Source organism: Candidatus Symbiopectobacterium sp. 'North America', assembly GCF_015762685.1.
Classification (GTDB): Bacteria; Pseudomonadota; Gammaproteobacteria; order Enterobacterales; family Enterobacteriaceae; genus Symbiopectobacterium.
Genome location: NZ_PEHF01000068.1, coordinates 1 through 25275 on the forward strand (window position 1 = coordinate 1; position 25275 = coordinate 25275).

The 25275-nt window shown below is 50.1% G+C and carries 24 protein-coding genes, 1 tRNA gene and 6 pseudogenes; 14 read left to right on the forward strand and 17 right to left on the reverse strand.

Translation table 11 applies throughout. The features are described from left to right. Positions 1-381 precede the first annotated feature (381 nt). Positions 382-1161 (reverse strand): acetoin reductase, encoded by a 780-nt coding sequence (locus tag CS369_RS14660; RefSeq protein WP_196907701.1) that lies wholly within the window; start codon positions 1159-1161, stop codon positions 382-384. Positions 1162-1365: 204 nt separating this feature from the next. Between CS369_RS14660 and CS369_RS23800 the strand changes: the two genes are divergently transcribed. The 6 genes from CS369_RS23800 to CS369_RS23825 all read left to right on the forward strand — a co-directional run bounded on the left by CS369_RS23800 (position 1366) and on the right by CS369_RS23825 (position 4101). Then, complete coding sequence (locus tag CS369_RS23800) at positions 1366-1995, forward strand: AAA family ATPase (RefSeq protein WP_244665029.1); 630 nt, start codon at positions 1366-1368, stop codon at positions 1993-1995. 63 nt (positions 1996-2058) lie between these two features. After that, complete coding sequence (locus CS369_RS23805) at positions 2059-2859, forward strand: hypothetical protein (RefSeq protein WP_244665030.1); 801 nt, start codon at positions 2059-2061, stop codon at positions 2857-2859. Next, complete coding sequence (locus CS369_RS23810) at positions 2856-3230, forward strand: tetratricopeptide repeat protein (RefSeq protein WP_244665031.1); 375 nt, start codon at positions 2856-2858, stop codon at positions 3228-3230. The genes CS369_RS23805 and CS369_RS23810 overlap by 4 nt, the downstream gene beginning before the upstream one ends. A gap of 14 nt (positions 3231-3244) precedes the next feature. Next, entirely contained in the window at positions 3245-3415 is a 171-nt protein-coding gene (locus CS369_RS23815) for a hypothetical protein (protein ID WP_244665032.1), read from the forward strand. A gap of 165 nt (positions 3416-3580) precedes the next feature. Next, entirely contained in the window at positions 3581-3916 is a 336-nt protein-coding gene (locus tag CS369_RS23820; protein ID WP_244665035.1) for a hypothetical protein, read from the forward strand. Further along, the gene (locus CS369_RS23825; protein ID WP_244665033.1) at positions 3901-4101 is read left to right on the forward strand and encodes a response regulator transcription factor; all 201 of its coding nucleotides are present in this window, start codon (positions 3901-3903) and stop codon (positions 4099-4101) included. The genes CS369_RS23820 and CS369_RS23825 overlap by 16 nt, the downstream gene beginning before the upstream one ends. A 28-nt stretch (positions 4102-4129) precedes the next feature. Here CS369_RS23825 and CS369_RS14670 read toward each other — a convergent pair whose 3' ends face one another. Then, complete coding sequence (locus tag CS369_RS14670) at positions 4130-4618, reverse strand: NUDIX hydrolase (protein ID WP_196907702.1); 489 nt, start codon at positions 4616-4618, stop codon at positions 4130-4132. 86 nt (positions 4619-4704) lie between these two features. Beyond that, positions 4705-5289 (reverse strand): annotated as a pseudogene (locus CS369_RS14675) (NAD(P)H oxidoreductase). A gap of 116 nt (positions 5290-5405) precedes the next feature. Here CS369_RS14675 and CS369_RS14680 point away from each other — a divergent pair. From CS369_RS14680 to CS369_RS14705, 6 genes and pseudogenes are all read left to right on the forward strand, one after another. Next, a pseudogene (locus CS369_RS14680) lies at positions 5406-6315 on the forward strand (LysR substrate-binding domain-containing protein). A 306-nt stretch (positions 6316-6621) separates the two neighbouring features. Beyond that, positions 6622-6879 carry a YjhX family toxin gene (locus CS369_RS14685; RefSeq protein WP_196907703.1) on the forward strand — a complete coding sequence of 86 codons (258 nt, stop codon included), beginning with the start codon at positions 6622-6624 and terminating at the stop codon, positions 6877-6879. 115 nt (positions 6880-6994) lie between these two features. Then, the gene (locus CS369_RS14690) at positions 6995-7600 is read left to right on the forward strand and encodes a cyclopropane-fatty-acyl-phospholipid synthase family protein (protein ID WP_244665034.1); all 606 of its coding nucleotides are present in this window, start codon (positions 6995-6997) and stop codon (positions 7598-7600) included. Between the two features lie 285 nt (positions 7601-7885). Next, positions 7886-9025: a D-alanyl-lipoteichoic acid biosynthesis protein DltD gene (locus tag CS369_RS14695; protein ID WP_196907704.1), complete on the forward strand. Its 1140-nt coding sequence runs from the start codon at positions 7886-7888 to the stop codon at positions 9023-9025. A gap of 125 nt (positions 9026-9150) precedes the next feature. Beyond that, entirely contained in the window at positions 9151-10269 is a 1119-nt protein-coding gene (locus CS369_RS14700; protein ID WP_196907715.1) for an MBOAT family O-acyltransferase, read from the forward strand. Further along, positions 10266-11142 (forward strand): annotated as a pseudogene (locus CS369_RS14705) (AMP-binding protein); the annotation flags it as partial. The gene CS369_RS14700 and the pseudogene CS369_RS14705, both read left to right, overlap by 4 nt. On the opposite strand, the gene CS369_RS14710 reads toward CS369_RS14705, so the two are convergent. The 3 genes from CS369_RS14710 to CS369_RS14720 all read right to left on the reverse strand — a co-directional run bounded on the left by CS369_RS14710 (position 11100) and on the right by CS369_RS14720 (position 12626). After that, on the reverse strand, positions 11100-11663 hold the full coding sequence (locus CS369_RS14710; RefSeq protein WP_196907705.1) for an NAD(P)H-dependent oxidoreductase: 564 nt from the start codon (positions 11661-11663) through the stop codon (positions 11100-11102). The pseudogene CS369_RS14705 and the gene CS369_RS14710 sit on opposite strands and share 43 nt — an antisense overlap. A gap of 75 nt (positions 11664-11738) precedes the next feature. Next, a complete protein-coding gene (locus CS369_RS14715) occupies positions 11739-12035 on the reverse strand; it encodes a YciI family protein (RefSeq protein ID WP_196907706.1) in 297 nt (98 codons plus the stop codon). A gap of 15 nt (positions 12036-12050) precedes the next feature. Further along, positions 12051-12626 carry an NAD(P)H-dependent oxidoreductase gene (locus CS369_RS14720; protein ID WP_196907716.1) on the reverse strand — a complete coding sequence of 192 codons (576 nt, stop codon included), beginning with the start codon at positions 12624-12626 and terminating at the stop codon, positions 12051-12053. Between the two features lie 123 nt (positions 12627-12749). Between CS369_RS14720 and CS369_RS14725 the strand changes: the two are divergent. After that, a pseudogene (locus CS369_RS14725) lies at positions 12750-13645 on the forward strand (LysR family transcriptional regulator). 927 nt (positions 13646-14572) lie between these two features. Here the strand turns inward: CS369_RS14725 and CS369_RS14730 are convergent. The 10 genes and pseudogenes from CS369_RS14730 to gpt all read right to left on the reverse strand — a co-directional run bounded on the left by CS369_RS14730 (position 14573) and on the right by gpt (position 22216). Continuing rightward, a complete protein-coding gene (locus CS369_RS14730; protein WP_307833707.1) occupies positions 14573-15313 on the reverse strand; it encodes an isocitrate lyase/phosphoenolpyruvate mutase family protein in 741 nt (246 codons plus the stop codon). Positions 15314-15554: 241 nt separating this feature from the next. Next, positions 15555-15974 (reverse strand): NUDIX domain-containing protein, encoded by a 420-nt coding sequence (locus tag CS369_RS14735; protein WP_196907708.1) that lies wholly within the window; start codon positions 15972-15974, stop codon positions 15555-15557. Between the two features lie 71 nt (positions 15975-16045). Beyond that, positions 16046-16450, reverse strand: coding sequence for a GNAT family N-acetyltransferase (locus CS369_RS14740; protein ID WP_196907709.1), 405 nt, complete (start codon positions 16448-16450; stop codon positions 16046-16048). Between the two features lie 9 nt (positions 16451-16459). Then, a complete protein-coding gene (locus CS369_RS14745; protein ID WP_196907710.1) occupies positions 16460-16747 on the reverse strand; it encodes a hypothetical protein in 288 nt (95 codons plus the stop codon). A 223-nt stretch (positions 16748-16970) separates the two neighbouring features. Continuing rightward, a tRNA-Thr gene (locus tag CS369_RS14750) sits at positions 16971-17046 on the reverse strand. A gap of 188 nt (positions 17047-17234) precedes the next feature. Then, a complete protein-coding gene (gene proA, locus CS369_RS14755) occupies positions 17235-18488 on the reverse strand; it encodes a glutamate-5-semialdehyde dehydrogenase (RefSeq protein ID WP_196907711.1) in 1254 nt (417 codons plus the stop codon). Between the two features lie 10 nt (positions 18489-18498). After that, positions 18499-19602 (reverse strand): glutamate 5-kinase, encoded by a 1104-nt coding sequence (proB, locus tag CS369_RS14760; RefSeq protein ID WP_196907712.1) that lies wholly within the window; start codon positions 19600-19602, stop codon positions 18499-18501. Positions 19603-19737: 135 nt separating this feature from the next. Next, positions 19738-20112: a sigma factor-binding protein Crl gene (gene crl, locus CS369_RS14765; protein ID WP_196907713.1), complete on the reverse strand. Its 375-nt coding sequence runs from the start codon at positions 20110-20112 to the stop codon at positions 19738-19740. 222 nt (positions 20113-20334) lie between these two features. After that, positions 20335-21587: pseudogene (frsA, locus tag CS369_RS14770) on the reverse strand (esterase FrsA). A 170-nt stretch (positions 21588-21757) separates the two neighbouring features. Then, positions 21758-22216 carry a xanthine phosphoribosyltransferase gene (gpt, locus tag CS369_RS14775; protein ID WP_195313987.1) on the reverse strand — a complete coding sequence of 153 codons (459 nt, stop codon included), beginning with the start codon at positions 22214-22216 and terminating at the stop codon, positions 21758-21760. A 416-nt stretch (positions 22217-22632) separates the two neighbouring features. On the opposite strand from gpt, the gene pepD reads away from it, so the two are divergent. Then, positions 22633-24093, forward strand: coding sequence for a beta-Ala-His dipeptidase (gene pepD / locus CS369_RS14780; RefSeq protein WP_196907714.1), 1461 nt, complete (start codon positions 22633-22635; stop codon positions 24091-24093). A 44-nt stretch (positions 24094-24137) separates the two neighbouring features. Here pepD and dinB read toward each other — a convergent pair. Then, positions 24138-25185: pseudogene (dinB, locus tag CS369_RS14785) on the reverse strand (DNA polymerase IV). Positions 25186-25275: the final 90 nt, after the last annotated feature.

Genomic DNA, 25275 nt, shown 5'->3' on the forward strand with positions numbered 1-25275 from the left:
GGAACAAAGAACGCTTTAAGGTGGCAGTGATGTTCCATTACGGCAGGTTAAACATGGGGTTATGAGTCTCCCACCATGATCGGGGAAGACCCTTATTTTTTCAGTAGTTGTTGGCTCATTGAACGTTAACGCGTTTTCTGGCCATTGTTGAAAAAAGCCCGGCAACCATTCCACCAGAGACTGATGATGTGTCTCCATATACCTTCCCTTTCACTGATAGCCCTGCGCCGAAAGCAACGCGTATGGCTGGCCGTTTGCATAAACCGCAAAAGCATCATAATAAATACCAATCAGTAAAAAGCGAGTGTTTGTGGAGCGAGAAAATGCAAACAAAGAAGGGAATTCCCCGAGCCGGATTGAGCACGACTCGGGTGACATGACTTAACGGTAAACAATCCCACCATCAATCAGAATGGCCTGGCCAGTGACATAGTCTGAATCTGGCCCTGCCAGATAGGAGACCAGACTGGCCACATCATCCGGCGTCTCAGCACGACCCAGCGCAATACCTTCAACATATTTTTTGTAGGTTTCACCGACAGGGGCACCGGTGATTTCAGAGAACCGCTTATCGATTTCTGTCCACATTCCCGTCCCGACAATCCCCGGGCAATATGCGTTTACCGTAATGCCGCGGCTGGCATATTCCTTTGCAGCGGCTTGAGTCAGGGCACGCACGGCAAATTTTGTCGCAGAATAGATGCCTAACATTGCAAAACCATCGTGTCCTGGAATGGAGCATGCATTGATGATTTTGCCTTTCTGCTGGCGTTCAATGAATTTTTTCGCCGCGGCTTGAATCCCCCACAGCGTGCCCTGAACGTTGATGCGCATAATGCGATCGACTTCTTCTGGCGTCACATCGGACAATAGCTGCACCTGAGCAATGCCTGCATTGTTGACGATAATATCGAAGCCACCCAGTTGGCGTTCAGCCTGATCGATAGCTGCATACACCTGAGCGCGATCGGAAATATCAGCGACAAAGGTCACCGCCTTACGCCCTAATGCCGCCACCTCTGCGGCTACGGCCTCTATCCCCGTAGCACTGACATCCACCAGCATCACAGATGCGCCATCTTTAGCCAGACGCAGGGCAATACCTCGTCCGATACCCTGTCCAGCACCGGTTACTAACGCGACTTTATTTTCGATAGCCATACTCTGTATTCACCTCGTCGTGATTAACAATGCACAAGATGATTTACTTTATAGGCTCGCATAAGCATGGCCTACCCCCCCTGTTGGGGGGGCAATAAGAGAGAAAAAGGGAAGAGAACCACGGTTATCAATCAGTAAACGTGGTTCTACTTGTTGTCCTTCGGTACACTCAGATCACTGACGATATAATGAGGTAGCGGCAGTATGGCGTTTTTACCCCCGATGCAGGCATCCTCTGCAACATTGGTTAACCAAGAACCTTTTCGCTTCACACGCAAGCTACCGCTCATTCTCACCAAGTTTACGCCTCCGCGATCGCCTGGCGCTTTATTGCAGCGCGATCGTTTGCTGCAACGCCTCGATCGTGCACTTTTCAGCAGCCTGACGTTAGTGTGTGCTGCGGCGGGGTTTGGCAAAACAACGCTGTTAACCCAGTGGTATCAGCATCGGCAGCGGCAGGGGGATGCGCTGGCGTGGCTCAGCCTTGAAGACGATGACAATACCCCGCTGATGTTTACCCGCTACCTGCTGGAGACACTGCGGCCGCTGTATGATGGCTGGAGCACAGCGTTTCAACGCTATTTTCAGGGCGATTTCCCCGTCGATTTTTCGCTGTTTGTCGCGGAGTTGGTCAATCAATTACACGGTTGCCCACATCCGCTCTATCTCATCCTTGACGATTATCAGAGCATCAGTCACCCGGATATTCACGATGGGCTGAGTTATCTTCTTAACCATGCGCCGGCGTCCCTTCACGTGATCATTGGCAGCCGCAGCCAGTTGCCTGTGGCGCTTGGCCGACTTCAGGTACAAGACCAACTGGTTGAAATTTAACACGATGAACTGCGTTTCAGCCTCGACGAAGCCAGCAGCTACTTTGCGCAGTCAGCCACGACGTTGCTAAAACAGCAAGAGATACAGCAGGCGATCGCCCTGACCGAAGGCTGGATTGCCGGCATGAAGATGGCTGCATTGTCTCTGGGTGACACCACGCCCTCTCACCACGGGGGGAGATATCTGAATGCCAATTCTCGGTCGATGAGCCGGTATATGGAGGAAGTAATTTTTGCTCCCCTCCCTCCTGATATGCTGGATTTTCTACTGCAAACCTCGATGCTTAATCGTCTCCATCCCGATCTGCGCGATGCCGTCACTGGCTGCCCTAACGGCGAGGCGATGCTCTCCTGGATAGCACAGCATAACCTGTTTCTTTCCACCCTGGATGAAGCCGGATTCTGGTTTCGTTACCATCCGCTGATGCGCGATGCGCTACAAAGCCGTCTGCAACATCGCATGGGTAATGATATCCACCGGTTACATGAACGAGCCGGTAACTGGTTTGCGGCTCAACAGCTCTGGGCGGAAGCGATACGCCACGCGCTGGCGGCGGGGAAACCGGGCACCCTGCATGCAGAAGCCGGCGCGCAATCGCTGGCGGATGAGGGAGATATTGATACGCTGGTGCGCTGGATTCGCTACTTACCGGCCAATGTCGAACCTTCACGTATCGCGTTGCAAATCAATCTGGCATGGGCTTTATCACATCATTTTCAGTTTAACGATGCCCGCCAACTGCTTGATGCCATCGAAACCTTTGTGGCTACTCATCCAGACGCCTTGGACCACACCACTTGGGTAAGATTACGCGTGGTGCGTGCCATCTGCGAAGCCTTCGCGGAAAACATGCCTACAGCATGACGCTGGTTGCTCCCCTGCTGCGAGAGGTTCCCTGCGGGGATATTTGGGTGGATGGTCTGGTGTGCAATATTCTGAGCTATTGTCATTTGGCAAACGCGCGTCTGCAGCACGCGCTGGATGTACAAGCCCTAATACCCAAAACCAAAACAGCGAACCGCAATCTTTTCGTTGAGGTGTATCGCGCGTATGTCATCGCGCAAGCGCTTCTGCTGCAGGGCAACCTGGGGGATGCAGAGCGCCACGCTTCACAGGCATTGCAACGCGCAGAACCGTTAACCGGCCCCCACTCCAGCAGCAGTGCCACACTGGCCCCGCTTCTGGCAGAGATCGCCTGGGAGCAAGGAGATGTAACACGCATCATGCCCTATTGACGCCGCGTCTACAAATGATTGACGACGTTTGCCACCCCGATGGCTTCAGCCGCTGCTACATTGTGCTGGCACAACAGGCTCAATTAACCGGTCGGGAGGAAGAGGCTAACGCACTGTTGTTGCACGCTGAAAACCTGACGCTCCAGCGAGGATGGTGGCACGCACGGGTTTCCCTGTTGGCATAGCGCATCACTTTCCAGCTCCAGACGGGGGGATAACGGAGAAGCAGCTCAGTTGCTGAGCCAGTTACAGCGTCTGATCGATGAAATGGCCGCAGAAAAAATGACGCTCTGCGCTGGTATAGTGAACAGAGTCGGGCTCGCTTACTGATTGCCTCAGGCGATCTGGTGATGTCAGCAGAGGTGATTCACACCGTCATGCTCGAGCAAGAGCGCTGTGGCGAATCGCTTGCCGCCACGCGTTCAAGGCTGTTGTTGTCGGTCGTGCTATGGCGTACCGGAGAAACAGAACAAGCAATAGCGGTGTGCAAACCGGCAATCCTGCGCGCGGTTAAACAACATCTGCGTCGCAGCCTGTTGGATGCAGGACCGGAATTGCTGTCACTATTACGCCATATTCACCAACAGCAGACGTCGGATGCGATGTTCAACCGCGCAATAGCCGCATTATGGACCACGCTTGCCCCTCTCTGCCTGAAAACACCTCGCCGATGGCATCGCGATTAACCGAGCGGGAGCACCAGACATTGCAACTGATCGCAGATCGCTTTTCAAACAAAGAGAGCGCCCGCGCACTGGGCATTTCGGCGGAAACGGTAAAATGGCACCTGAAACAGCTCTATGAAAAACTTCAGGTAAATGGCCGCATGCAGGCGGTGAATCAGGCGCGAAAATGGCAATGGTTGACGTGACGGGGCGGATAAAGCGCCCCACCCAACCTCAAGGGATAACCTTGGGTGACGACGGAATACCGTTCAACAGAATGCGGTTTAGCTCCCGAGCTAAACAAACAGGCCGAAACGCTGCTTCTGAAACCAGCATCTCATCGATGCTCCACCAGCGTTTTTGCAGCAGATTGCTTTTTTCATTCTCACTCAGGTTCGGCTCGCCACTATCGCAACTGCTGACATAAACCAGATAATAGCGTTCATGACTGATAAATTGGCTGCCGTTACGCTCAAAAACCACCTCTATTGACCACACCCACTCCGGCTTCTCTTTTATGATTAAGCCCGTTTCTTCCATCAACTCTTTGCCAAGCGCCTGCTCAAACGTTTCATTCCCTTCCAATCCGCCACCGGGTGTGATCCAAAACTCGTTGATACTGGCATCAATATTGTCTTTGATATTTTTGAATCTGAACTTAAAAAGTAAGACATTATTATCGTTATTAATAAGTAACGCGCGTGCAGAATGACGAATATTCATACTATTCCCTTAATAGAATCTTTGTCATTTTATGTGATTGCCAGAACATTTGTCAGCACGTCAGGCACTTTCGTGCTTGAACACGATTACTCAAGCACAGAGCCGACAATGCCACGCGCCTGAGTGAAGAGCTGCTGATAATGGCCTTCACGATCGTCAATCCCCTCTTCGACACCGATAGTGTTATAGAGAAAATCGATGTTTGCGTCCTCAACGCCCAAATACCCCATACCGCCCTTGATGTAGTCGGTCATGTTCTTTTCCCAGCCAAATTAGATAAACCCAGCTTGAGAGCCGCCAACCAGTGCCAGCCAACGGATTTTTTTGTGCTTCAGCGCACTGCCTTCTCCGTAAGCCAAACCGTAATTCCATACGCGTTCCAGATAACCTTTGAGCATGGCGGGAAAACCATACCACCACACCGAAAACACCAATACCAACGTGTCTTTATCTTCCAGTTCACCAAACAGACGATGCACTTCTGGCGAATAGGTTTTCTGCGGATTATTCCAGTCCGGCTCATCGTCCTCCCTGAGCACCGGATCAAACCCACTTCGGTAGAGATCAAGCGTGGAAACGTTAAATCCCTGACGCACAGCTTCACCCTGAATTTCCTGTACCACCTGCGCGGTTAAAGAATCGCGGCGCGGATGGGACCAGATAATATACATATTGTTTTTTTCATGCTGTTAACCCTATCTCATGAAGGAGTGACTACTACTTTACGGAGGGGGAATAGTTCTGTAAAACGTAGTATTTGATATGGGTTAATGAAGGATTTTCACTAATGCAGCTTAACTTTTCCGACTTCACAGCGTTCATTAGCGTCGCGCGCCACAAAAGTTTCCGGGGAGCGGGCAACGAGTTAGGGCTTTCCCCTTCAGCCATTAGTCATGCCGTTAAGCAACTGGAGCAGCGGTTAAAAGTTCGGCTGTTTAACCGCACCACTCGCAGCGTGGCGTTAACGGATGCGGGGGGTTAATCTCTTTGAGCGTCTGCGTCCGGTCTTTGACGAGTTCGATACCCTGTTCGATGAGATGAATTGCTTTCGCGACACGCCGATGGGCACGCTGAGAATCAACACCTCACGATTAGCCTCACGTCTGGTGCTGATGCCGATGATCGCCGGGTTTAGCCGCCAGTATCACGATATCAAGGTGGAGATCACCACTGACGACAAACTCGTCGATATCGTTCAGCAATCGTTTGATGCCGGGATTCGTCTGGATACTACCGTTGAAAAGGACATGATCACTGTCCCGATTGGTCCCAAAATCAAACGGGTTGTGGTCGCCACGCCCGACTACTTTGAGCGCCACCCTGCCCCGATGCATCCACACGATCTGGTGAATCACCAAAGCATTATTTTTCGTTTACAAAGCGGCCGTATCTATAACTGGGAATTTGAAGGCCCGGAGGGCAAGCTGGAGATTGCGCCGGTCGGTAGCATCATACTGGATGATATGGACTCAACGCTCGAAGCCGTATTGTGCGGTGCTGGATTGGGTTACCTGTATTACGACCAGGTGAAAGCACATCTGGCAAACGGCACGCTGGTGCCGGTGCTGGAGAAATGGCTACCCGAATTCCCCAGCCTGCAACTTTACTACCCGAATCGACAATATATGCCGAGCCCGCTACGGGCTTTTCTCGACTACGTAAAAGCGCATCAGCTTGCAGAAACGCCCGATAAGTAAGAAGGAAAAGAAATAATGGCGATGCGCCAGGTTTCTTTGCGCTGACAACCGGGAAAAGTAGCGATAATGCTTTTTCAAATCACACTTTTTCAGGCTTGTTTATTTCCTTACAAAGTGTGCATGCTATCCTTTAACTGTAATGTCCTATCGACTCTCATCGAGGCTTTGATGTTGGAGAATGTAATCATCCGATAATCAGTTTGCCGACCCTATTCAGGCCGAGCTGATTATCACTGCGCTGAAATCGAATGCGGACACCGCAAGGTGTTTGCACATTTTGTCTATGATGATTAACAGGTTTCCAGCATGAATTTATCCCGTCAGGAACAACGGACGCTGCACGTTCTCGCCAAAGGAGGACGCATTGCACACGTCCGCGACACGTCCGGTCGCATCACCGCCGTCGAATGCTACAGCCGCGAAGGCTTGCTGCTGAGTGACTGCACGCTCGCCGTCTTCAAAAAACTCAAAACCAAAAAACTGATCAAGTCTGTGGAGGGTCAGCCGTATCGCATTAATACCTCCGGGCTGAGAAACGTCCGCGCCCAATCAGACAATCGCTAAGGAGTGGATCATGAACCCGATGTTTTCGCCTGAATTTATTAATGCCAATTTGATGGGGCCAAGCGCGCTACTGCTGGCAGAAGAAGTCAGCGACGCTCTGGCGTTAAAACCCTGAATGCGGGTGCTCGATTTAGCCTGCGGTACCGGCCTGACATCCCTCTATCTGGCAAGCCAATATGGTGTTGAAGTGGTCGCAATGGATTTATGGATTGCTGCCGAAGATAACGCACGCCGTTTCAGTGAGCATGGGTTATCTAACCTGATAACCCCATTACATATGGATGTTGCCGACCTTCCCGCTGTAAAGCCGTTTCCCGAAAACCACTTCGACGCGCTGCTCAATATTGATGCCTACCACTACTTTGGTGCCAGCTCAGCCTTTTTCGACAGCCACCTTGCGCCTTGGATCAAACCCGGAGGCCGCGTCGCGATCGTTATTCCGGGTTTACAAAGGCCTTTCGATCGAGGTGTTCCTTCTGAACTGGCCCCCTTTTGGCAGTCCGGTATGAACTTCTTTACCGTCGACTGGTGGCAGCAACTCTGGCAGCAAAGCGCCTATTTGCAGATAGCGGAATGCACCGAGAGCGCCCGTTGCGAGCAAGCCTGGCAAGCATGGCTGGCTTGCTCACACCCCTATGCCATACGCGATCGCGACATGATGGCCGCCGAAGCGGGACACTGGTTTAACTTCACTAAAATGACGGGCGTTATCTGTAAATAAAACAATCCCCCCTCTTCGGAGGGGGAATACTTGAGAATGGTTTTCAAACATCACAACGGCGCACGGCATGTTGTCCAACAAACAACAGCGGTGAAGGCCCATTATTTGGCCCATTTAATCAAATTATGTGAGCAGGACAAACACTGTACATACCGTTACACAGCAACGCTCATCATCGCCGATAAGCCTGGTATATAATGCAAAAAACGCAGGAACCGACACCCTGTAAAGATATAAAGCAACAAACTTTAAACAAATTAATATCATGTAATTATAAATTATATAATGAAAATCAAAAATACTTTCTGCCTACATATCCTGATGGCGATCCTGGCGATCCTGTTCCTCAGCGTTCCCCCGCTGGTGAGGACCGCTGATCCAGAGCTGACATTCCAACCACTGATTAAATCAATGGAAGGAACGCCAAAGGAACGCAAGCAAAACATGGCGACTATTTCCCATGCTTTGCAGGGCAATGCGATTTTCTTTATCGGTGCATCTGAAGTTTCTACTTCCGAAGATGAACATTACGCCGTTTATAATTACTTCAATAACCAGTTGCATCGTCCTTTAGTGGCTTACGGTGATAGTTACATCGATAGCATCACGCATTTTTTACTGCTCTCGCGTTTTAAAAATGACATTAACGCCAATAGCAAAATTGTTTTGATGTTAGCACCGGATACTTTTTATTCTGAAGGTATTCCTCCGGCCATTTTTGCCAACAACTTCCCCTCATCCGTGTTTAATCCCTTGATGAAGGATATGTTGACGCGTCCTTTGCTGGTCAAGTACTTACGCAATATTGATAAAGAAGATATCAGCCACTTAACCTTCAGCCAGATGGAAATCTATGGCTGGTATCCGGAAATTATCTGGCAGGAAGTGAGTTATCTCTTTGCTAATTTCTGCGAGATGGTAAAAAACGAGTGGCTGGCAATGCTGAACATTACCCCACAACCGGCGAAACCCTGGCCGGAACAACCCGTCAACCTCGTCAATCCGGATTGGGATATGGCGTTGGCCCACGCGCGCGAGCTCAACAAATCACGCCAGCAAAGCGCAGACACCCTATGGATGGATAAGTCGATTTTTGCCGACGATAACACGCCGGATGAGTGGGACAACGCGCCAGCAGTCCCCTCGCAACTGGAAGCTTTGCGAGAGACGGTCAAACTGCTGAAAGCGCGCAACGCCCAGTTTGTGGTGGTGGTTGACCCGATTAATCCATGGGCGATTAAAAACTCAGAAAAATTCCAGGTAGTCGATCAACAGATCCGAACGATGCTGGAGCAACATCGGGTTCCCTATTTTGATATGTATGCCCAGCCCTATCAGAACGGCTGGAACTGGGATCGTCTGCATCCCACTGAACTGGCGTGGGTTGCCATAGACCGCTTTATTGCTGAGAGTTTTAAACGATGAAAACTGCCATTCGCCTTTTTTCCTTTATTTCTTTCTCGCGGTCACCGTTGTTGCGTGGACCTCTGTTGATGACAGCATGGATTTGAAAGTGCATTTCGAATACCAAAAATTCTGAAGGGGAAATGATGTATAGCTCCGGAACGTTTTTTTTCCTTCTATTTTCATCATCGCTACTGTTTGCGCTGGTTAACCGCGTATTGCATTATCGGCTGACCTATTGGTCTGCTTTTTCTGTGCTGGCAGCATTTGGCTGGGCGTATATTTTCCAGGGTGATTACCTCATTCCCGTAGTGGTTTTTCTTGGGTTTTATCTGCTTGTCACATTAAAAGAAAAAGGCTGGTTAAAAACCTGGCAGGCCGTCAGTTTGACATTACTTCCTATGTTCCTGGTGAAATTAGATCTCAACAACCACTGGAACATGATTGACTTGTCATTCATGACCTTCCGTGCCGTTGACGTGCTGCTTTACCGCAGTAAAAAAGACGGCCAACGTTTTCTGCATTATTTCTGCTACCTGTTTATGCCGTTTATTATCCTGGCGGGCCCGATGTATAGCTGGCGCACATGGATTAATGACATTAATAAACCGGTGTTTACACTTACCCGTGAACAGTTTTTACTGTCCATGGAACAAATTTTTACCGGCATTATCCAGAAATACCTATTAGCCACGCTCATTGATACTCTGGTGGTTCAGCCGTGGAGCCATCAGCCGTTTACGTTAAGCGTGGGCGTGGTCATGTCTCTGGCCTACAGCGCCTATCTCTACTTTGACTTTGCTGGCTACAGCAATATGGCTATCGGGGCCGGACTTTTATTTGGCTTGAATATCCCGGCAAACTTCAATATGCCGTTTCTGGCAAAGAACCCGCAGGATTTTTGGCGACGTTTCCACATCAGCCTGTCTGAATGGCTGAGGGATGTGGTCTTTATGCCGATTTATATGAATCTGATGAAGCTCGATTTTTTCCGTCAGAACAAAACGCTGGCGCAGAACATTGGTATTTTCTGCACCCTGTTTTGTATGGGGGCGTGGAACGGGCTGGAACGACACTATGTCATCAGCGGCGCGTTGTTTGGCGCCATCTCTGTTGCTCACAATATGCTGCAATGGTCGGTGAAACGCAGCCCGGTGCTGAGCAATTGGTTAGACCATCCGGTTAGTGAGTTTACGGGGCGAATTTTGACGCTAGCAAGCGCCGCGGCCTCCCTCTATATCTTTAGCGGAATGTCACCTTTATGAACCAACACAGCGAGCGTCTAGAACTGCAAGATTTTCTGCGTGCGGCATTACTCGACCCGGCAAACCCACAGCAACCAGCGATTAGCGGCAGTGATGAAGCCCTGACCTGGCAACAACTTTCTGTTGCTGTCACCGACTGGGCAAAACGCTATCACCACTGCTAGCGGTCTGCTGGTCCGCCGATAGTGATCTACGGGCATCAGCAGGCAGAGTTCTCCGCTGCTATCTACAGTTGCGCACAACATTCCGTATATCCCGGTGGACTGCATCTATCCGCAGGAACGGCTCAAAGAGATTTGCCAACTGGCAAGCGCCCCTTACTATTATGACGTGGCGACCCGACAATTTATTGCCACGGGCGTGAGCGAACAGGCACTCGTCGAGCAGGATCTCGCCTATATCATGTTCACCTCTGGCAGCACCGGCAAGCCCAAAGGTGTGCAAATCGGGCGTGAAAGCCTGTGGCATTTCATGAAGTGGGGGCGTCAGGATTTCGCGCTGCCGGAAGTGCCGGTGCTGATGAACCATGCGGTGTTCAGCTTCGATCTCTCTCTGATACCACTGCTGGCAAACCTGGCCACCGGCGGGCATATCGTGCTGAATGCGAAAGAGGACATCGCCGCAGAAAACTGGCTTGACCGCCTGAAAAGCAACGGCGTTTCCGTGTGGGTTTCCACTCCCTCCTTTGCCTATCAACGGTTGCTTTCGCCGCAGTTTAGCAGTGACTATTTGCCCGATCTGAGCGTCTTTGTGTTCATCGGCGAAGTGTTAAACAAAGCACTGGTAAAACAACTGCGCCGCCGCTTCCCACACGCCAAAATCCTCAACTCTTACGGCCCAACGGAAGCCACCATCGCGACCACGGTTATCGAAAGATACGTCATACCTGCATGCAGAGCGCTTGCTTTCATGGGTAAAAATACATCCGCAAGCGTAACACCAATTCTCCCCGCCTCTCCGTAAGTAGACGATCCTCCAGCAGCGGTGCTGACAATGAGCATCTCTTTACCCTGCCACACACCGGGCCCCACGCTGCCCCAGGTGTCGTTCAACCAGGCTTTCATCATGGGCGTAATATTAAACCAGTGGGTAGGAAAGATGAAAACAACGCGTGAATACTCGCGCATAATCCGGCGTTCTTCTTCGCCATTGATATTACGGGTGTCAAAACCATAGACCGTCTCAAGATTACGAACGGTTACGCCTTCAACGCGCTCCGCCGCCTCCTGCAATCCCTTCGTCAGAACAGAGCGTTCCGGATAAGGATGAGAAACAATAACCAGTGTTTTCACGGCACTCTGATCGTTGCTAATGGCTTCGCGGAGCGGTAACAGGAAAAGAAAAGTAACGGCAAATACCCTTTTTACGACGCTAAAAAAGTGTGCCCAATTCATCTTTTCGCTCCTTCATTAATTCAGGGTTTCAACTGTTGCGATTACCTCCAGTCCAACATACCTGTATTGCGATTTTTAGAATGCCTGAAACTGATGCAGATTTTCCGCAATCATGTTGGGAGAAAATTTCCTGATATCGTACTTTGCCAGATCGGGAAAATAGGAGTCCTCAGCCAGGATCGCCATAAGTTCATCACGATCTTTGGCACTGGCAATAATAACGCCAGCTCTTTCGAAATCGGTGTAAGGCCCAATCATCAGAAAGTTACCTGCACCAAAATATTTTTTAAACCATTGAGCATGACGAGGAAAAAGAGACTCGTGTTGCTCTGCCGTAATATTTTCGTTTACCGTGATATTGATAAGAAACATTTACCTGCCTCTTTTTTATACGGCCATTTCTGGTTCAGACGACAATGCGTGCAGTACAGTAATCAGTCGTGAGGCATGCTCTTTCGCCATGATTTTCTGTTGCGCTATTTTGGTTTCGTCGCGATCTGAATAGCTCACGCCGCAGGTGTAAATCGGTTTCTGCATATCCAGATTGCATAGCCCTGCGGTGGTTTCAAACTGAATTAGGTAATCTTCAACATCGTGTCCAAAGAAACCTTTAGAGGAATATAGCGCCTGCGGTGCTCCCGTCGTAAAAGAGAGAACCAGCTTTTTGCCGCCCAGTTTTGCTGTCGAACCGTGAGCAAACCCGTGGACAAAAACCTCATCCAGCCATAACTTCATTATCCCTGGCAGTGAATACCAGGAAAAAGGAAACTGCCAGGCAATCACATCAGCCTTCAACAACGCTTCCTGCTCTGCGGCAACATTGATTTTAAAATCCGGGTAAAGCATATCAAGACAACGGATCTCAACGCCAGGCAAGGCACTGGCAACCTCCCGCAGGATAGTTGTATTGCCAACAGACGCCGCAAGATTTGGGTGCCCTAAAATAATCAATACGTTAGGCATTTTCAGTTCATTCACAGTGGGTCATTCAATGGATGCACAGTATAAGCAAGCTCAATTCTGTTTTTTAGGGTATCAATAGCTCAAAGACTATTAGCAAAAGCCTATTGGCATCGGGATGGCGAGATGAATAACGTGATTTACAATCAAATACGCATCTTTCAGAGTATTGCGCATGAGGGCAGCATCTCCGCTGCCGCAAGGAAGCTGGAGATCACCCCGCCCTCAGTCAGCAAGGCTCTCAAACTCCTTGAGCAACACATCGGGTACCCGCTGTTTGTTCGCACGACTCGTAGAATTGAACTGACTGACGCAGGCCAACAGTTATTACAGCAGACATCCGATGCCGTAAATTCGTTGGAAAAAGCGCTTGAAAACATCAAAGAACAGAATCAAAAACCTTCAGGCCTTATCAGGATTACGCTCTCGCGCTTTGCTTACCTACTTATACTCAAACCCGCTATGGCCGCTTTCTGCCAGCAGTACCCTGGGATCCAACTGGAGATTTTCGTTTATGACGGGACCCTAAATATCATTGATGAAAGGTTTGATCTGGGAATTCGCTTCGGAGACATTCTTGAGGGGGGTGTTGTCGCTCGTCAACTGATGAAGCCCTTTCGCGAGGGGTTATATGCTTCAACTGAATATCTTAAAGCATTTGGCACACCGGTATCACCAGTTGATCTTCAACAGCACAGGCTCATCGGTTTATTACAAATAATCGCATCCTTCCACTGATACTGAATGATAAGGGAGAGCAGCTAACCATTGATATGTCAGGCCAATTAATTAGCAATGACATTGACGTTATGGCTGACGGTATACGTAACGGGTTGGGGATTGGGAGATTATTTGAACCTATTTACCAACTACAGCCAGATAAGGAAAAATTTATCCCGGTGATGGAACCTTACTGGAAAACCTATCCGCCCGTGTATCTCTATTACCCCAAAAATTCAGGTAAATCCAAAAGGGTCAAAACCCTGGTTGATTTTTTAATCAAAAGAGCTGAGCATGAATAAAAAGCCCCAGCGACATTCGCCAGGGCTTTTAGGTTACTATCAAGTTGAAGTTTAACATTAATATACGTAAATGCTTAGCACTGCTATTTGTAAAATCTTGATGTACACGTTACGACGATAATATTGGGTACTGAAAAGATAGCAAATCCCTCCCATATAGTTACCGGTTGAACGTTCTGCCTGCTCCATCAACCTACGAAGCCATGGCAGGCTAAATAAGTACATCTCCCATCGCGATATAAAATAGTTGATGCGTAGCCTTACTGCCGTTGCGATATTCAACACCGAAAACCAATCAGACACACTCGCAACTAAATATAACTGAAACATGGCCTTACATCATCGCGCTTTCGTTCACACCCTGCGATTGTAGAGACTGACTACGCTGCCTGAATGCATGACCAAACGAGAATATTACCCACTCTCAGTTTGGAAAAACCATAAAAAATACACTTCATGGCTTTTATCGCATAATTACCAAAGAACGCAAAACACTTCTCAAATAAATAAACAGCAACCTAATTTCATCTGTTGTTAAAATACAATTTACATGCTTTTCCTGTAGTGTCAACACTGTTATTAACAACATGATTAGGACATCGTGCTTTTAATTGAAACCATCATAAAACCATAGAGTTATAATTATCACCACTACCGTCACCGGGTTAAAACACGAACAATTCATGGCTATTTTTTGCTGTTTATAGCGAAAGGGAAACAACATCTCTATTTTATGTACGATATGTTCTAAACATGGCGTACATAAACGTCATGCTGACAATGAGCAGAAGAAAATAATCCTATAAGAGAGACTCTGAGTTGCGCCCACGTAAGAGCCGCATGCACATCATACACTCTCTCGCGGCGATTTTTGCGACAGCGCAGTGACTACAGCGTCATAGTACCTTGGCGGGTAATACGCCTGGATTATTTTCTCTCGAAATAGGATGCCAGTTCCGAAAATCCCATAGCATCTTTGGAATAAGTAAACGTGCCCTTTGACATGATTTCTTGAGCCGCGTGTACAAACATACCGTAGGAAAACCGCGCCATGGATGCACCAACACTGATTCGTTTTACACCTGCATCGGCCAATTCAGCAATGCTAAATATCTCTCCGGGCAGCCCCATCACAATATTGACGGGCTTTGTCAGCTCCTGACATACCGTTTTAATCATTGTGATATCCCTGAGACCTGGAGCATAAAGAACATCGGCTCCGGCTTTTTCAAAAGCCTGTAATCTCAGGATTGTTTCATCCAGATCGGTGATTCCCCACATGAAATTTTCGGCACGGGCCGTTATGACAAAATCATGCGCCAGCGCATCTCGTGCTTTAGCCACGGCCTCAATTCTTTCCAATGCCAGGCTAAAATCATAAATAGGTTTGCTGGCTATGCCGGTATGATCTTCCAGAGAGCATCCGGCCAAACCGATACCCGCTGCAATTTCGACAGTCTGTGCAGCACTTTCCGGGTCATCCCCCATCCCTTTTTCAAGATCGGCGGATACTGGCAGAGAGGTGGCGTTCACGAGAGACTGACAATGCAAAAGCGTCTGCTCCCACGGAACCGTCCCTTCATGAACCCCTAACGAAAAAGCAAGTCCCGCGTTGGTAGTCGCAAGCGCTTTAAATCCCATGGATTCGAGTATCCGGGCAGTGCCGATATCCTAGGGATTAGGAATAACGAAAACATCATCAAGCTCATGTAGCCTGCGGAAAATCTTTCCTTTGTCTTCCATGTGTAACCCCATGTATCGTTGTCGAATAGAAAGAGCATTACGTTCAGTTGAACCTATCACAAAATCCAACGCCATTCAGAACCAAAACATGGCATCAGGATGTTTCTACCGCGAATAAAAAATGCGCCATCATTCAAAGAGAGCCCTGCAAAAACCGTTCATTTAGCTAACATGCTGCCATTCTATTACTATCCCATGTTTGATATTTACTCAACTGCAAATACTTTATTCTATTTATTTCGTTATGTTCATCACTCAAATTTAATTTGCAGTTCATAGATAATCTAACAGCAAAGGAATATTCTGTAACAGTATAGAAATCATCCCCCCATGCCTTATCACTGTTGAAATGACACCTTGGGATAGAACACACCGATTCAAGCTTTATAAAATCTGATGTTTTAAACATTATACTCAGCTCTTCAGATGATTCTCGTATCGCTGCACTTAATATGACTTCATTTTCCTCTACCCCTCCTGCTACCCATTGCCAATAATCTATATCTTTTCTTTTCAGAAGATACAAATACAATTCACGCTCATAAATTGCATAAGGAACGACTAACACTTGTTTAGGTTGGTGCATCAATACTCCATACTTACAACATTAAATATTAATTATCGCACTATTTTACACATTAACCATTTAAACCCACCCTACTTAATAACGCTAACTGAAGGCGTTATCCACTCATCACGTAACATACTCATTATGGCGGTATCCCAGCGTTCATCACCCACTTTCACCGAGGATCGGCGAACCCCCTCACCAATAAATCCAATGCGGGAATAGGTTTTTATAGCTATTTCATTCCAAGCATACACATTAAGCTCTACTCGTTCTATTTCAGCATATGAAAATGCTTTTTCTAAAACCATGTTAACCATTCGCGTTGCGAAGCCATGTCCTCGATGCTCAGGCGCAATGACAACCCTACAAATTTTTGCTACTCCATTTCTCCAGTCAGACACCAGTTGGCAATGACCGCATAATTCGCCTGCATTATCTTCAACCATCCAACAAAAATAGTCAGTGGGAATGACCCTGGTTTTAATCAACATCGAATTAACTTATGCATCATCGAGAGGATAAGATAAATCTGGCCCACCCCATTGAACAATGTCCTTTTCACTAAAAAACCACCCTATCAATATTGAAAAATGTTGTTCGGTGAAAGGGATAAGATGGAGTTTATTGCTGGGTGAATTGCTATTCTGAAGAGAGGCTGACATTTTCATAAAAAAATCTATAGACCAAGGTATTAACATGATACGAAGAAATATATTACCAAAAGGAGATTCAATACAGCGTTTTATTTTATCGTTCAGCCTTATTGCTTCTATCCAACGCTTTGCCACTTTTGATACTCACTCAGGTATCGCGGACAAACAATCTGTAGGCCAGCAGCAATCGCTCACGCTTTTCTGATGTGATTTGTTTCTGTTGAAGCGTGAATCTGATGCGGTCTCACGTTGAGACAGCCTCAGGTGTGAACAACAACACAGACAAGATAAGTTCTGCGGCTAAAGCGATACAGACACTCTCATTAAAGTTGAGATTAAAATTAATAATATATATAAATGGTGCCGATAATAGGAGTCGAGCCTACGACCTTCGCATTACGAATGCGCTGCTCTACCAACTGAGCTATATCGGCCCTGAGACACGTCAGTGAGCACTGACGGTGGACTACGGGGTGACAAAGTAGTGAAATCACCGCAGCAAGTCAATAGTTTTGCCGTCCGTTTGCTGGTTTTGTAAACGACCGGAGGAATAACAGGATTCTCTCATTATCTTCACTGCTAATAACGGAGAATCCTATAACTTTCAGGCTTAAGGCGGCTATCAGGCGCGGATTAAATCTTCGCCGTAACCAATCCACTTGTAGGTGGTCAACGCTTCCAACCCCATCGGGCCGCGCGCGTGCAGTTTCTGCGTGCTTACCGCCACTTCGGCGCCCAAGCCAAACTGTCCGCCATCGGTAAAGCGGGTGCTGGCATTGACGTACACCGCCGAGGAATCCACCTCGCGCACAAAGCGTTCCGCATTGCTGATGGAGCGGGTCAAAATGGCATCGGAGTGCTGCGTGCCGTGTTCCCGGATATGGGCAATGGCAGCAGCCATGTCGTCCACCAGTGTCACGTTGAGGTCGTTAGAGAGCCATTCGTCATCGTAATCCTTGGCTTCCACCGCAACCACGTTGGCAGGTCCGCTTTGCAGCGTGGTCAGGGCTTCCGGGCTGGCGTGCAGCGTCACCCCTGCTTGTGCCATTTTCTCGCTCAATGCAGGCAGGAACTGCGCGGCAATGGCGCGGTGAATCAGCATCGTTTCCAGGCTGTTGCATGCGCTCGGACGCTGTACCTTGGCGCTTTCAATCACGGCCAGCGCTTTGGTGAAATCAATGCTCTCATCAGCAAAAATATGGCACACGCCAATCCCGCCCGTGATCACCGGAATGGTCGAGTGCTCACGGCACAGTTTATGCAGCCCGGCACCACCGCGCGGGATCAGCATATCCACGTAGCGATCCAGTTTAAGCAGTTGATTGACCAGCTCTCTGTCTGGGCTTTCAATCGCCTGAACCGCAGCTGTGGGCAGTCCACTCTGCGCCAGTGCGCGTTGAATCACGCTTACGGTGGCCGCATTGGTGCGATAAGTCTCTTTGCCGCCGCGCAGAATCACTGCGTTACCGGTTTTCAGGCACAGGCTGGCGACGTCCACCGTCACATTCGGGCGCGCTTCATAAATAACGCCCACCACGCCCAATGGCATGCGACGGCGTTCCAGTTTCAATCCATTATCCAGCAGGCGGCCATCAATCACCTCCCCCACCCGGTCATTCAGGCGGCAGACCTGGCGCACATCGTCAGCGATAGCGCTCAGACGCTGCGGCGTGAGCAGTAACCGGTCTTGTAACGCGGCGCTCATGCCATTTTGCCGAGCATCCGCCAGATCCAGTGCGTTAGCGGCCAGAATCTCTGCGCTTTCTGCTTCCAGCAGGTCAGCAATCACGTTCAGCGCCTGGTTCTTCTGCACCGTACTCAGCACCGACAGGTGATAGGAGGCTTGTTTAGCCGCTTTGCCCATTTTTTCCAGCATGGCGTGTTCCTTAATTGATAATCATGTCGTCGCGATGAACGGCCACCGGGCCATATTCATACCCCAGAATATCGGCAACCTGCTGCGAGTGATGCCCGGCGATCATGCGCAGTGCATCACTGTTGTAACGGGTTACCGCATGCGCCAAATCGCGCCCGGAAAGCGTACAAACACGGATGACCTCACCGCGAGAAAAGTTACCCTTCACCTCGCGAATGCCTTTTGGCAACAAAGAGCTGCCACGCTCAACGATCGCGGAAAGCGCACCGTCATCAATGGTGATTTCACCCGCCGGCGGCGCACCGAAAATCCAGTGCTTGCGACTTTCCAGCGGTGCTTCCACGGCGTGGAAACGGGTGCCGACCGACACGTTGCCAATCACATCGCCAATCACATCGGTGCGGTTGCCTGCGGCAATGATCACATCAATCCCGGCACGGCAGGCCACGTCGGCAGCCTGCAATTTGGTCGACATACCGCCCGTGCCAAGGCCGGAAACGCTGCCACCGGCAATCAGGCGTAGTTCGTCGGTAATGCCTTCCACTTCCCGGATCAATTCGGCCTCCGGGTTGGAGCGCGGATCGGCGGTAAACAGGCCAGCCTGATCGGTCAGCAACAGCAGCTTGTCCGCATCTGCCAATATCGCGGCGAGCGCCGACAGGTTGTCGTTATCGCCAACCTTGATTTCGGCGGTGGCTACCGCATCGTTCTCATTAATCACCGGAACAATACGGTTATCCAGCAATGCACGCAGAGTGTCGCGGGCGTTGAGGAAACGTTCTCTGTCTTCCAGATCCGCGCGCGCCAGCAACATTTGGCCAATGTGGATACCATAAATAGAAAACAGTTGTTCCCACAGCTGAATCAAACGGCTCTGCCCTACCGCGGCCAACAGTTGTTTGGTGGCGATGGTGGCAGGCAATTCCGGATAGCCCAAATGCTCGCGCCCAGCGGCAATCGCCCCAGACGTCACAATCACAATACGGTGTCCGGCCGCGTGCTGCTGTGCACACTGGCGAACCAATTCAACAATATGGGCACGGTTCAAGCGGCGCGATCCGCCGGTCAACACGCTGGTACCCAATTTCACAACCAAAGTCTGGCTGCCATTCATGATTAATCTGCCGTTAATGTTGGTCAAAACACGAAATAGTGAAAACGCTGCCACAAAGCACGTTCATAATGGCAACAGAGATTACGCGAATCTGCCCCGCTCCCGCAAACGCGGCGCAGACTCAAAAGAGAGGCTTCACGGTCGCTCGGTGAGCGTCAAGGAGGGTTCCAAAGAGTGTAATAACTTTTCCAGACGCGTATGAAACTGCTGTTGCGTCTCCTGCACTTTCGTCAGCACTTCGGTATCCTTAATGTTCTCTTCTTGCCAACGGCCCGTTTTATCGTACAAGCCAGTATGGTAGGAATAAACGAGCGTCTTTTCCTGGGCTTCCAACTTGAGCCACCATCCCCAGAATTCCCGTTTTTCCGGCACAGGTTTCACACTAACGCATACCGCCAGGCAATCAAAGAAAAAACGTTCGTTGTCGCACTGATTCTCGCGTAGATAGGGCCCCAATGAGGCAAAACTTTTCATGAGCCGGGCTTTCGGGTGTCCACTCGGTAATGTCATCGGTTTACTCCTCAGGTTGAAGCTTCTTTTTTAACAGATGGCAACAATAAATTAAACCGCTATACCTGTCATACTTCAAGTTGCAGGCGCGTTGGCTGCACGCGTTCACCCGAATCACTTACCTGAGTAAGCTCATCGGGACTCACGCGCTTGCCGCCTTCCTGCAACCCGAATTATTTAGGGTATACGCTTCAGGTTATTCTTTCTTTGTGAGTCAGATGCTTAGGCGTTCAGCGCGCCCTTTAGCCAATCGCTGATATGACCCAAGGCCTGATGAAAATTACGGTATATAGGCGCCGCCTTGATGGGCAACAATTTACCGTTGGTGGACGAATTGACGATCAGGCTCGCTTCTTCTTTCCGGCACAACAGGTCGTTATCCCAATAGCCCGCCAGCATCGGCGTCGGGCAACGGTGGCCCAGCAGCCCCTGAGTTTTGAGCGAGTAGCGGCCCAGTTCCGTTTTCAGCGCTGCGTCGGTGGCATTCGCCATGCCAAGTCGGCTGGCCAGCACGTCCATATACATATCCGGCACCTGATGTTGGCGCTGCGTATCACACAGCAAATGGTGCACGATGGAGCCAAGAGTAGCGACACCGCGCAAACGGCCTGGATCCAGATAGGCCAGCCGCACCGCGATATTGGCACCGAAACGAAAACCAAAGGCACCAACGCGACAGTGATCGACCCAGGGAATATCAGGCAGTGCGTGCAGCACCTGTCGGTGCAGGAAACTGCTGTCTTCGCTTAACTTCCAGCGCGACGAAAAGCCTACCGACGGCACATCAATGGTCAGCATAGCAATGCCAGCCGGAGCCAGGTAGTTGCAGAACAGGCGATAATAGTCGCTTTGCAGCATATCGAGCGTGCCACACATCAGCACGGTCGGGAACGGTGCTGAGCCCTGCTCAGGCAAGTGCAAAAAGCCGCGCAGATTACCGCCACCTTCGATGGGAAAATCCAGCGCTTTTAACTGATACGGCAGATAATTAGCCGCTTCTTTATAGGCGCGGTTTGCCAGTGTTTGTGCCTGCTCCGCCAGTTCGTCCCCTTTGATATAGGGATAAGCCGCAATGCTGTAGAGATTGGCCGCATTCAGCCAATAGTGACCATCGTGCTGGGTCTCTTCGCTTTCCATCGCTTTGGTTTGCCAGGCGGCCCCCTGCTTGGCCCACTCGTAAATCCAGTTTCCGCTGCGGTAACCCACCACGGTATCCAGAAAATGTTCATTGCTGCGTTTCTCCGTGCTGACCGTAATCCGTGCCAGCACTTCTCTTCGATTTCACGTGGATCGACACCACGCCAGATCCACATCAGGCGGTTCAGTGTGCGATACCAGTGTTTTGAATACTGCCCTTCCAGCGCGGAATGGCGTTCAACGTCTTCATGGTGGCGAGCGCGCCTGACCAACGTTGATGTCTCTTGATGTTTGAACGAGGGTTTAAACAGTGTCTCAGAGAGATTGGCTTGAACCACGGCAGTCTCCTAGATACGGCATGATTGAGAACACGAAAACGCACGGCAGATGCGCATCGGAATGAAAGTGCTGCACAGGCTTCTTTGAGCCTTTAAAAAAAATTGCCCTGTGCAAAGCCGGGCAATCAACATAACATTAGTTAGCGTCTGAACACTATGCCAGAAGACGATTACCGTCCGGCCAAGGGCGGAACAAACACCACGCCCATGTCCCACGGTTGCTCAATCCAGGTGTCTTGCGGGATATCAACCACGTAGTCATCCACCAGCGGGCGTCCGGCTGGCTTGGCGAAAATGGTGATAAAATGCGCTTTCGGATACATATCGCGAATCGCTTTCGCCGTTCCCCCTGTATCCACCAGGTCGTCGATCACGATAAACCCTTCACCGTCTCCCTCGGCACGTTTCAGGACAGTCAGCTCACGCTGGTTGTCGTGGTCATAGCTGGAGATACACACGGTATCCACATGACGGATGCCTAATTCACGCGCCAGCAGTGCACCGGGAACCAACCCGCCACGGCTAACGGCAATAATGCCTTTCCATTGTTCGGCTGGCAGCAAACGCTGCGCCAGTTTACGGGCATGAATTTGCAACATATCCCAGGTGACGACGTACTTTTCGCTCATAAAAATCTATCCTGACCAACGTTAAATTGGCTTAATTCGAGTCTGAGGGGGAAAAAGGTTGCGCGAGATTATAGATAGCCGCCAGCATAAAAACCAGTATTTATCCACGTAATCGCTGCATACCTCTTGCTTTTGCCTTCGAATTGCTGGGTAAAGACACCCTAGCACAAAGCAGAAAATAACGGCCATATTGGTTACTTAGTGCAAAGCATCGATTCAATATTCTTAAATTTTTACTTTGTAAAGCATAAAATACTATGACTATCGGTAATACAAATTGAAGATGCATCAAAAGATAACGAAAGTGATATTCTGTCACTGACGTGCCGATTGCGGCGGCACACCCCGAAACGTTTAACTTGCAGTCCTTACGCACCTGATGCGCAGACGGGTCTGCTAACGAGGAGACGCTAATCGTGTCTGAACTGTCTCAACTAGCTCCCCAGCCTTTGTGGGATATTTTTGCCACCATCTGTTCCATTCCCCATCCTTCTTACCATGAAGAGGCGTTGGCGCAGCACATTTTAGCCTGGGCCAAAGGGCGTAATATTCACGCCGAGCGCGATGCAGTGGGGAATATCCTGCTGCGTAAAGCCGCAACGCCGGGGCTGGAAAACCGCAAAGCGGTGGTATTGCAGGCGCACCTGGATATGGTGCCGCAGAAAAACAATGACACCGTACACGATTTTACCACTGACCCTATCCAACCTTATGTGGACGGCGACTGGATCAAAGCGCGCGGTACCACGCTAGGCGCCGATAACGGTATTGGCATGGCCTCTGCGCTGGCGGTGCTGGCAGACGATCGCGTGAAACATGGTCCGCTGGAAGTGCTGCTGACCATGACGGAAGAATCCGGTATGGATGGCGCTTTCGGCTTGCAGCCCAACTGGTTACAGGGCGACATTCTGATCAACACCGATTCAGAAGAAGAAGGTGAAGTGTATATGGGCTGCGCCGGCGGGATCGATTTTATCACCCGTCTGCCGCTGACGCGCGAAGCGCTGACCGCAGGTCTTTCCACCTTCAAACTGACGTTGAAAGGGCTAAAAGGCGGTCACTCCGGCTGCGATATTCATTTGGGTCTGGGTAACGCCAATAAGCTGCTGGCACGTTTTCTGTTCCAGCACGCCGCGAAAACGGATATTCGCGTGCTGGATTTAAATGGCGGCACCCTGCGTAACGCTATTCCGCGTGAGGCCTTCGCCACGCTGGCCGTTCCGGCGGGCAACGTCACCGCGCTGAAAACGCTGGCAGAGCAGTATCTGGCGACGTTGCAACACGAACTGGCTGCCGTGGAGAAAAACCTGACGCTGGTTCTGGAAGAAACCTCCAGCGATGCTCTGCCACTCACCGCCGAATCCCGCGATCGCCTGCTGGCCTTGCTGAATTCCACCGCGAATGGCTTCATTCGTATGAGTGATGAAGTCAAAGGCGTGGTAGAAACCTCGCTCAATCTGGGCGTGGTCACCATGAACGCAGAACAGGCAGAAATCGTCTGCTTGATCCGTTCGCTGATCGACAGCGGTAAAGATGCCGTGGTCGGAACGTTGACGGCGTTGGGTCAGTTAGCAGGCGCTCACACCGCACCGAAAGGCGGCTACCCAGGCTGGAAACCGGATGCCCATTCACCGGTGATGCAACTGGTGCGTGAAACGTACCAGAAACTGTTCGACACCACGCCGAACGTCATGGTTATTCACGCCGGGCTTGAGTGTGGGTTATTTAAAAAAACCTACCCGAACATGGACATGGTTTCCATTGGACCCACCATTACCGGACCGCATTCACCCGATGAACAAGTGCACATCGCAAGCGTAGGCCGCTACTGGCAACTGCTGACAGCACTGCTGGCAGCTATCCCAGAAAAAGCGTAATCAAGGCGCGCTGGGGTATTTACTGCCACCGGCGCTTCGTCTCATTACTCCAAATTCAGCAGCAGTTGTCGTTCCATTTGCGGATCGAACAAAGTAACGTGTAACCCAACCAACCTGACGCCTCGCGTCTGACGCCGTTCTTCCCAGATTTGCCGTGCCAACCGCAGCAGATCCTGCTTATTCAGTTCAGGCCATACGTTTTCCTGCGTGGTCTGGCAAAAATCATCAAACTTCAGTTTTACTCCCTGACGGGCGATATGCAGGTCTGGTTTCACGCGCTGCAGGCGCAATTCCAGTTCCTGATAGAGTTGTTCCACCAGCCCCTCACACTCATGCCAATGGTGGATATCGGCAGCCAGCGTCTTTTCCACCCCCACAGATTTACGCAAACGATCGGGAGAAACCGCACGTTCGTCAATGCCATGGCAGCGCTCCCATAGCACACGGCCAAATTTGCCAAACTGGCGCAGCAATTCGGCCAAATCGTACTGCCTCACATCTGAGCACGTGTGCAAACCCTTCTCTTCCAACCGTTTTGCCGTCACCTTACCCACGCCGGAGACTTTCTCCAGCGGCAGCGCCAGCAGAAAAGCGTCCATGTTGTTAGGGGTAATCACAAACTGGCCGTTAGGTTTATTTTGTTCCGATGCCACCTTGGCAAGGAACTTGATGGGAGCTACGCCCTCGGATGCCGTGAGCTGTAACTCATTGGCGATTGTCTGGCGAATGTCCTGAGCAATCAGCGTCGCAGAGTCGTTACACAGTGGGCTGTCCGTCACATCCAGATAGGCTTCATCCAGCGAAAGGGGTTCGATCAGCGTAGTGTAGCGGAAAAAGATATCGCGAATCAGGCGTGAGGTGGCTTTGTACACCTCCATACGCCCCGGCAGGAGGGTACAATCGCAACGCAGTCGCCGTCGCCATGGCGCTGTGTACGCCGTAGCGGCGGGCAGGATAGTTGGCGGTGCTGATCACGCCCCGTCGATCTGCACTGCCGCCAATCGCCAGAGGAATATCGCGCAGGCGAGGATTATCACGCATTTCAATGGCGGCATAGAAGCAATCCATATCGACATGAATAATTTTACGCATACGCCCTCCAATTACTGTACAAAAATGGGTCTTCCCCTATCATGGTGGCACACACCCTCAATCAAGTATAATTATCTATACTTGTACCTT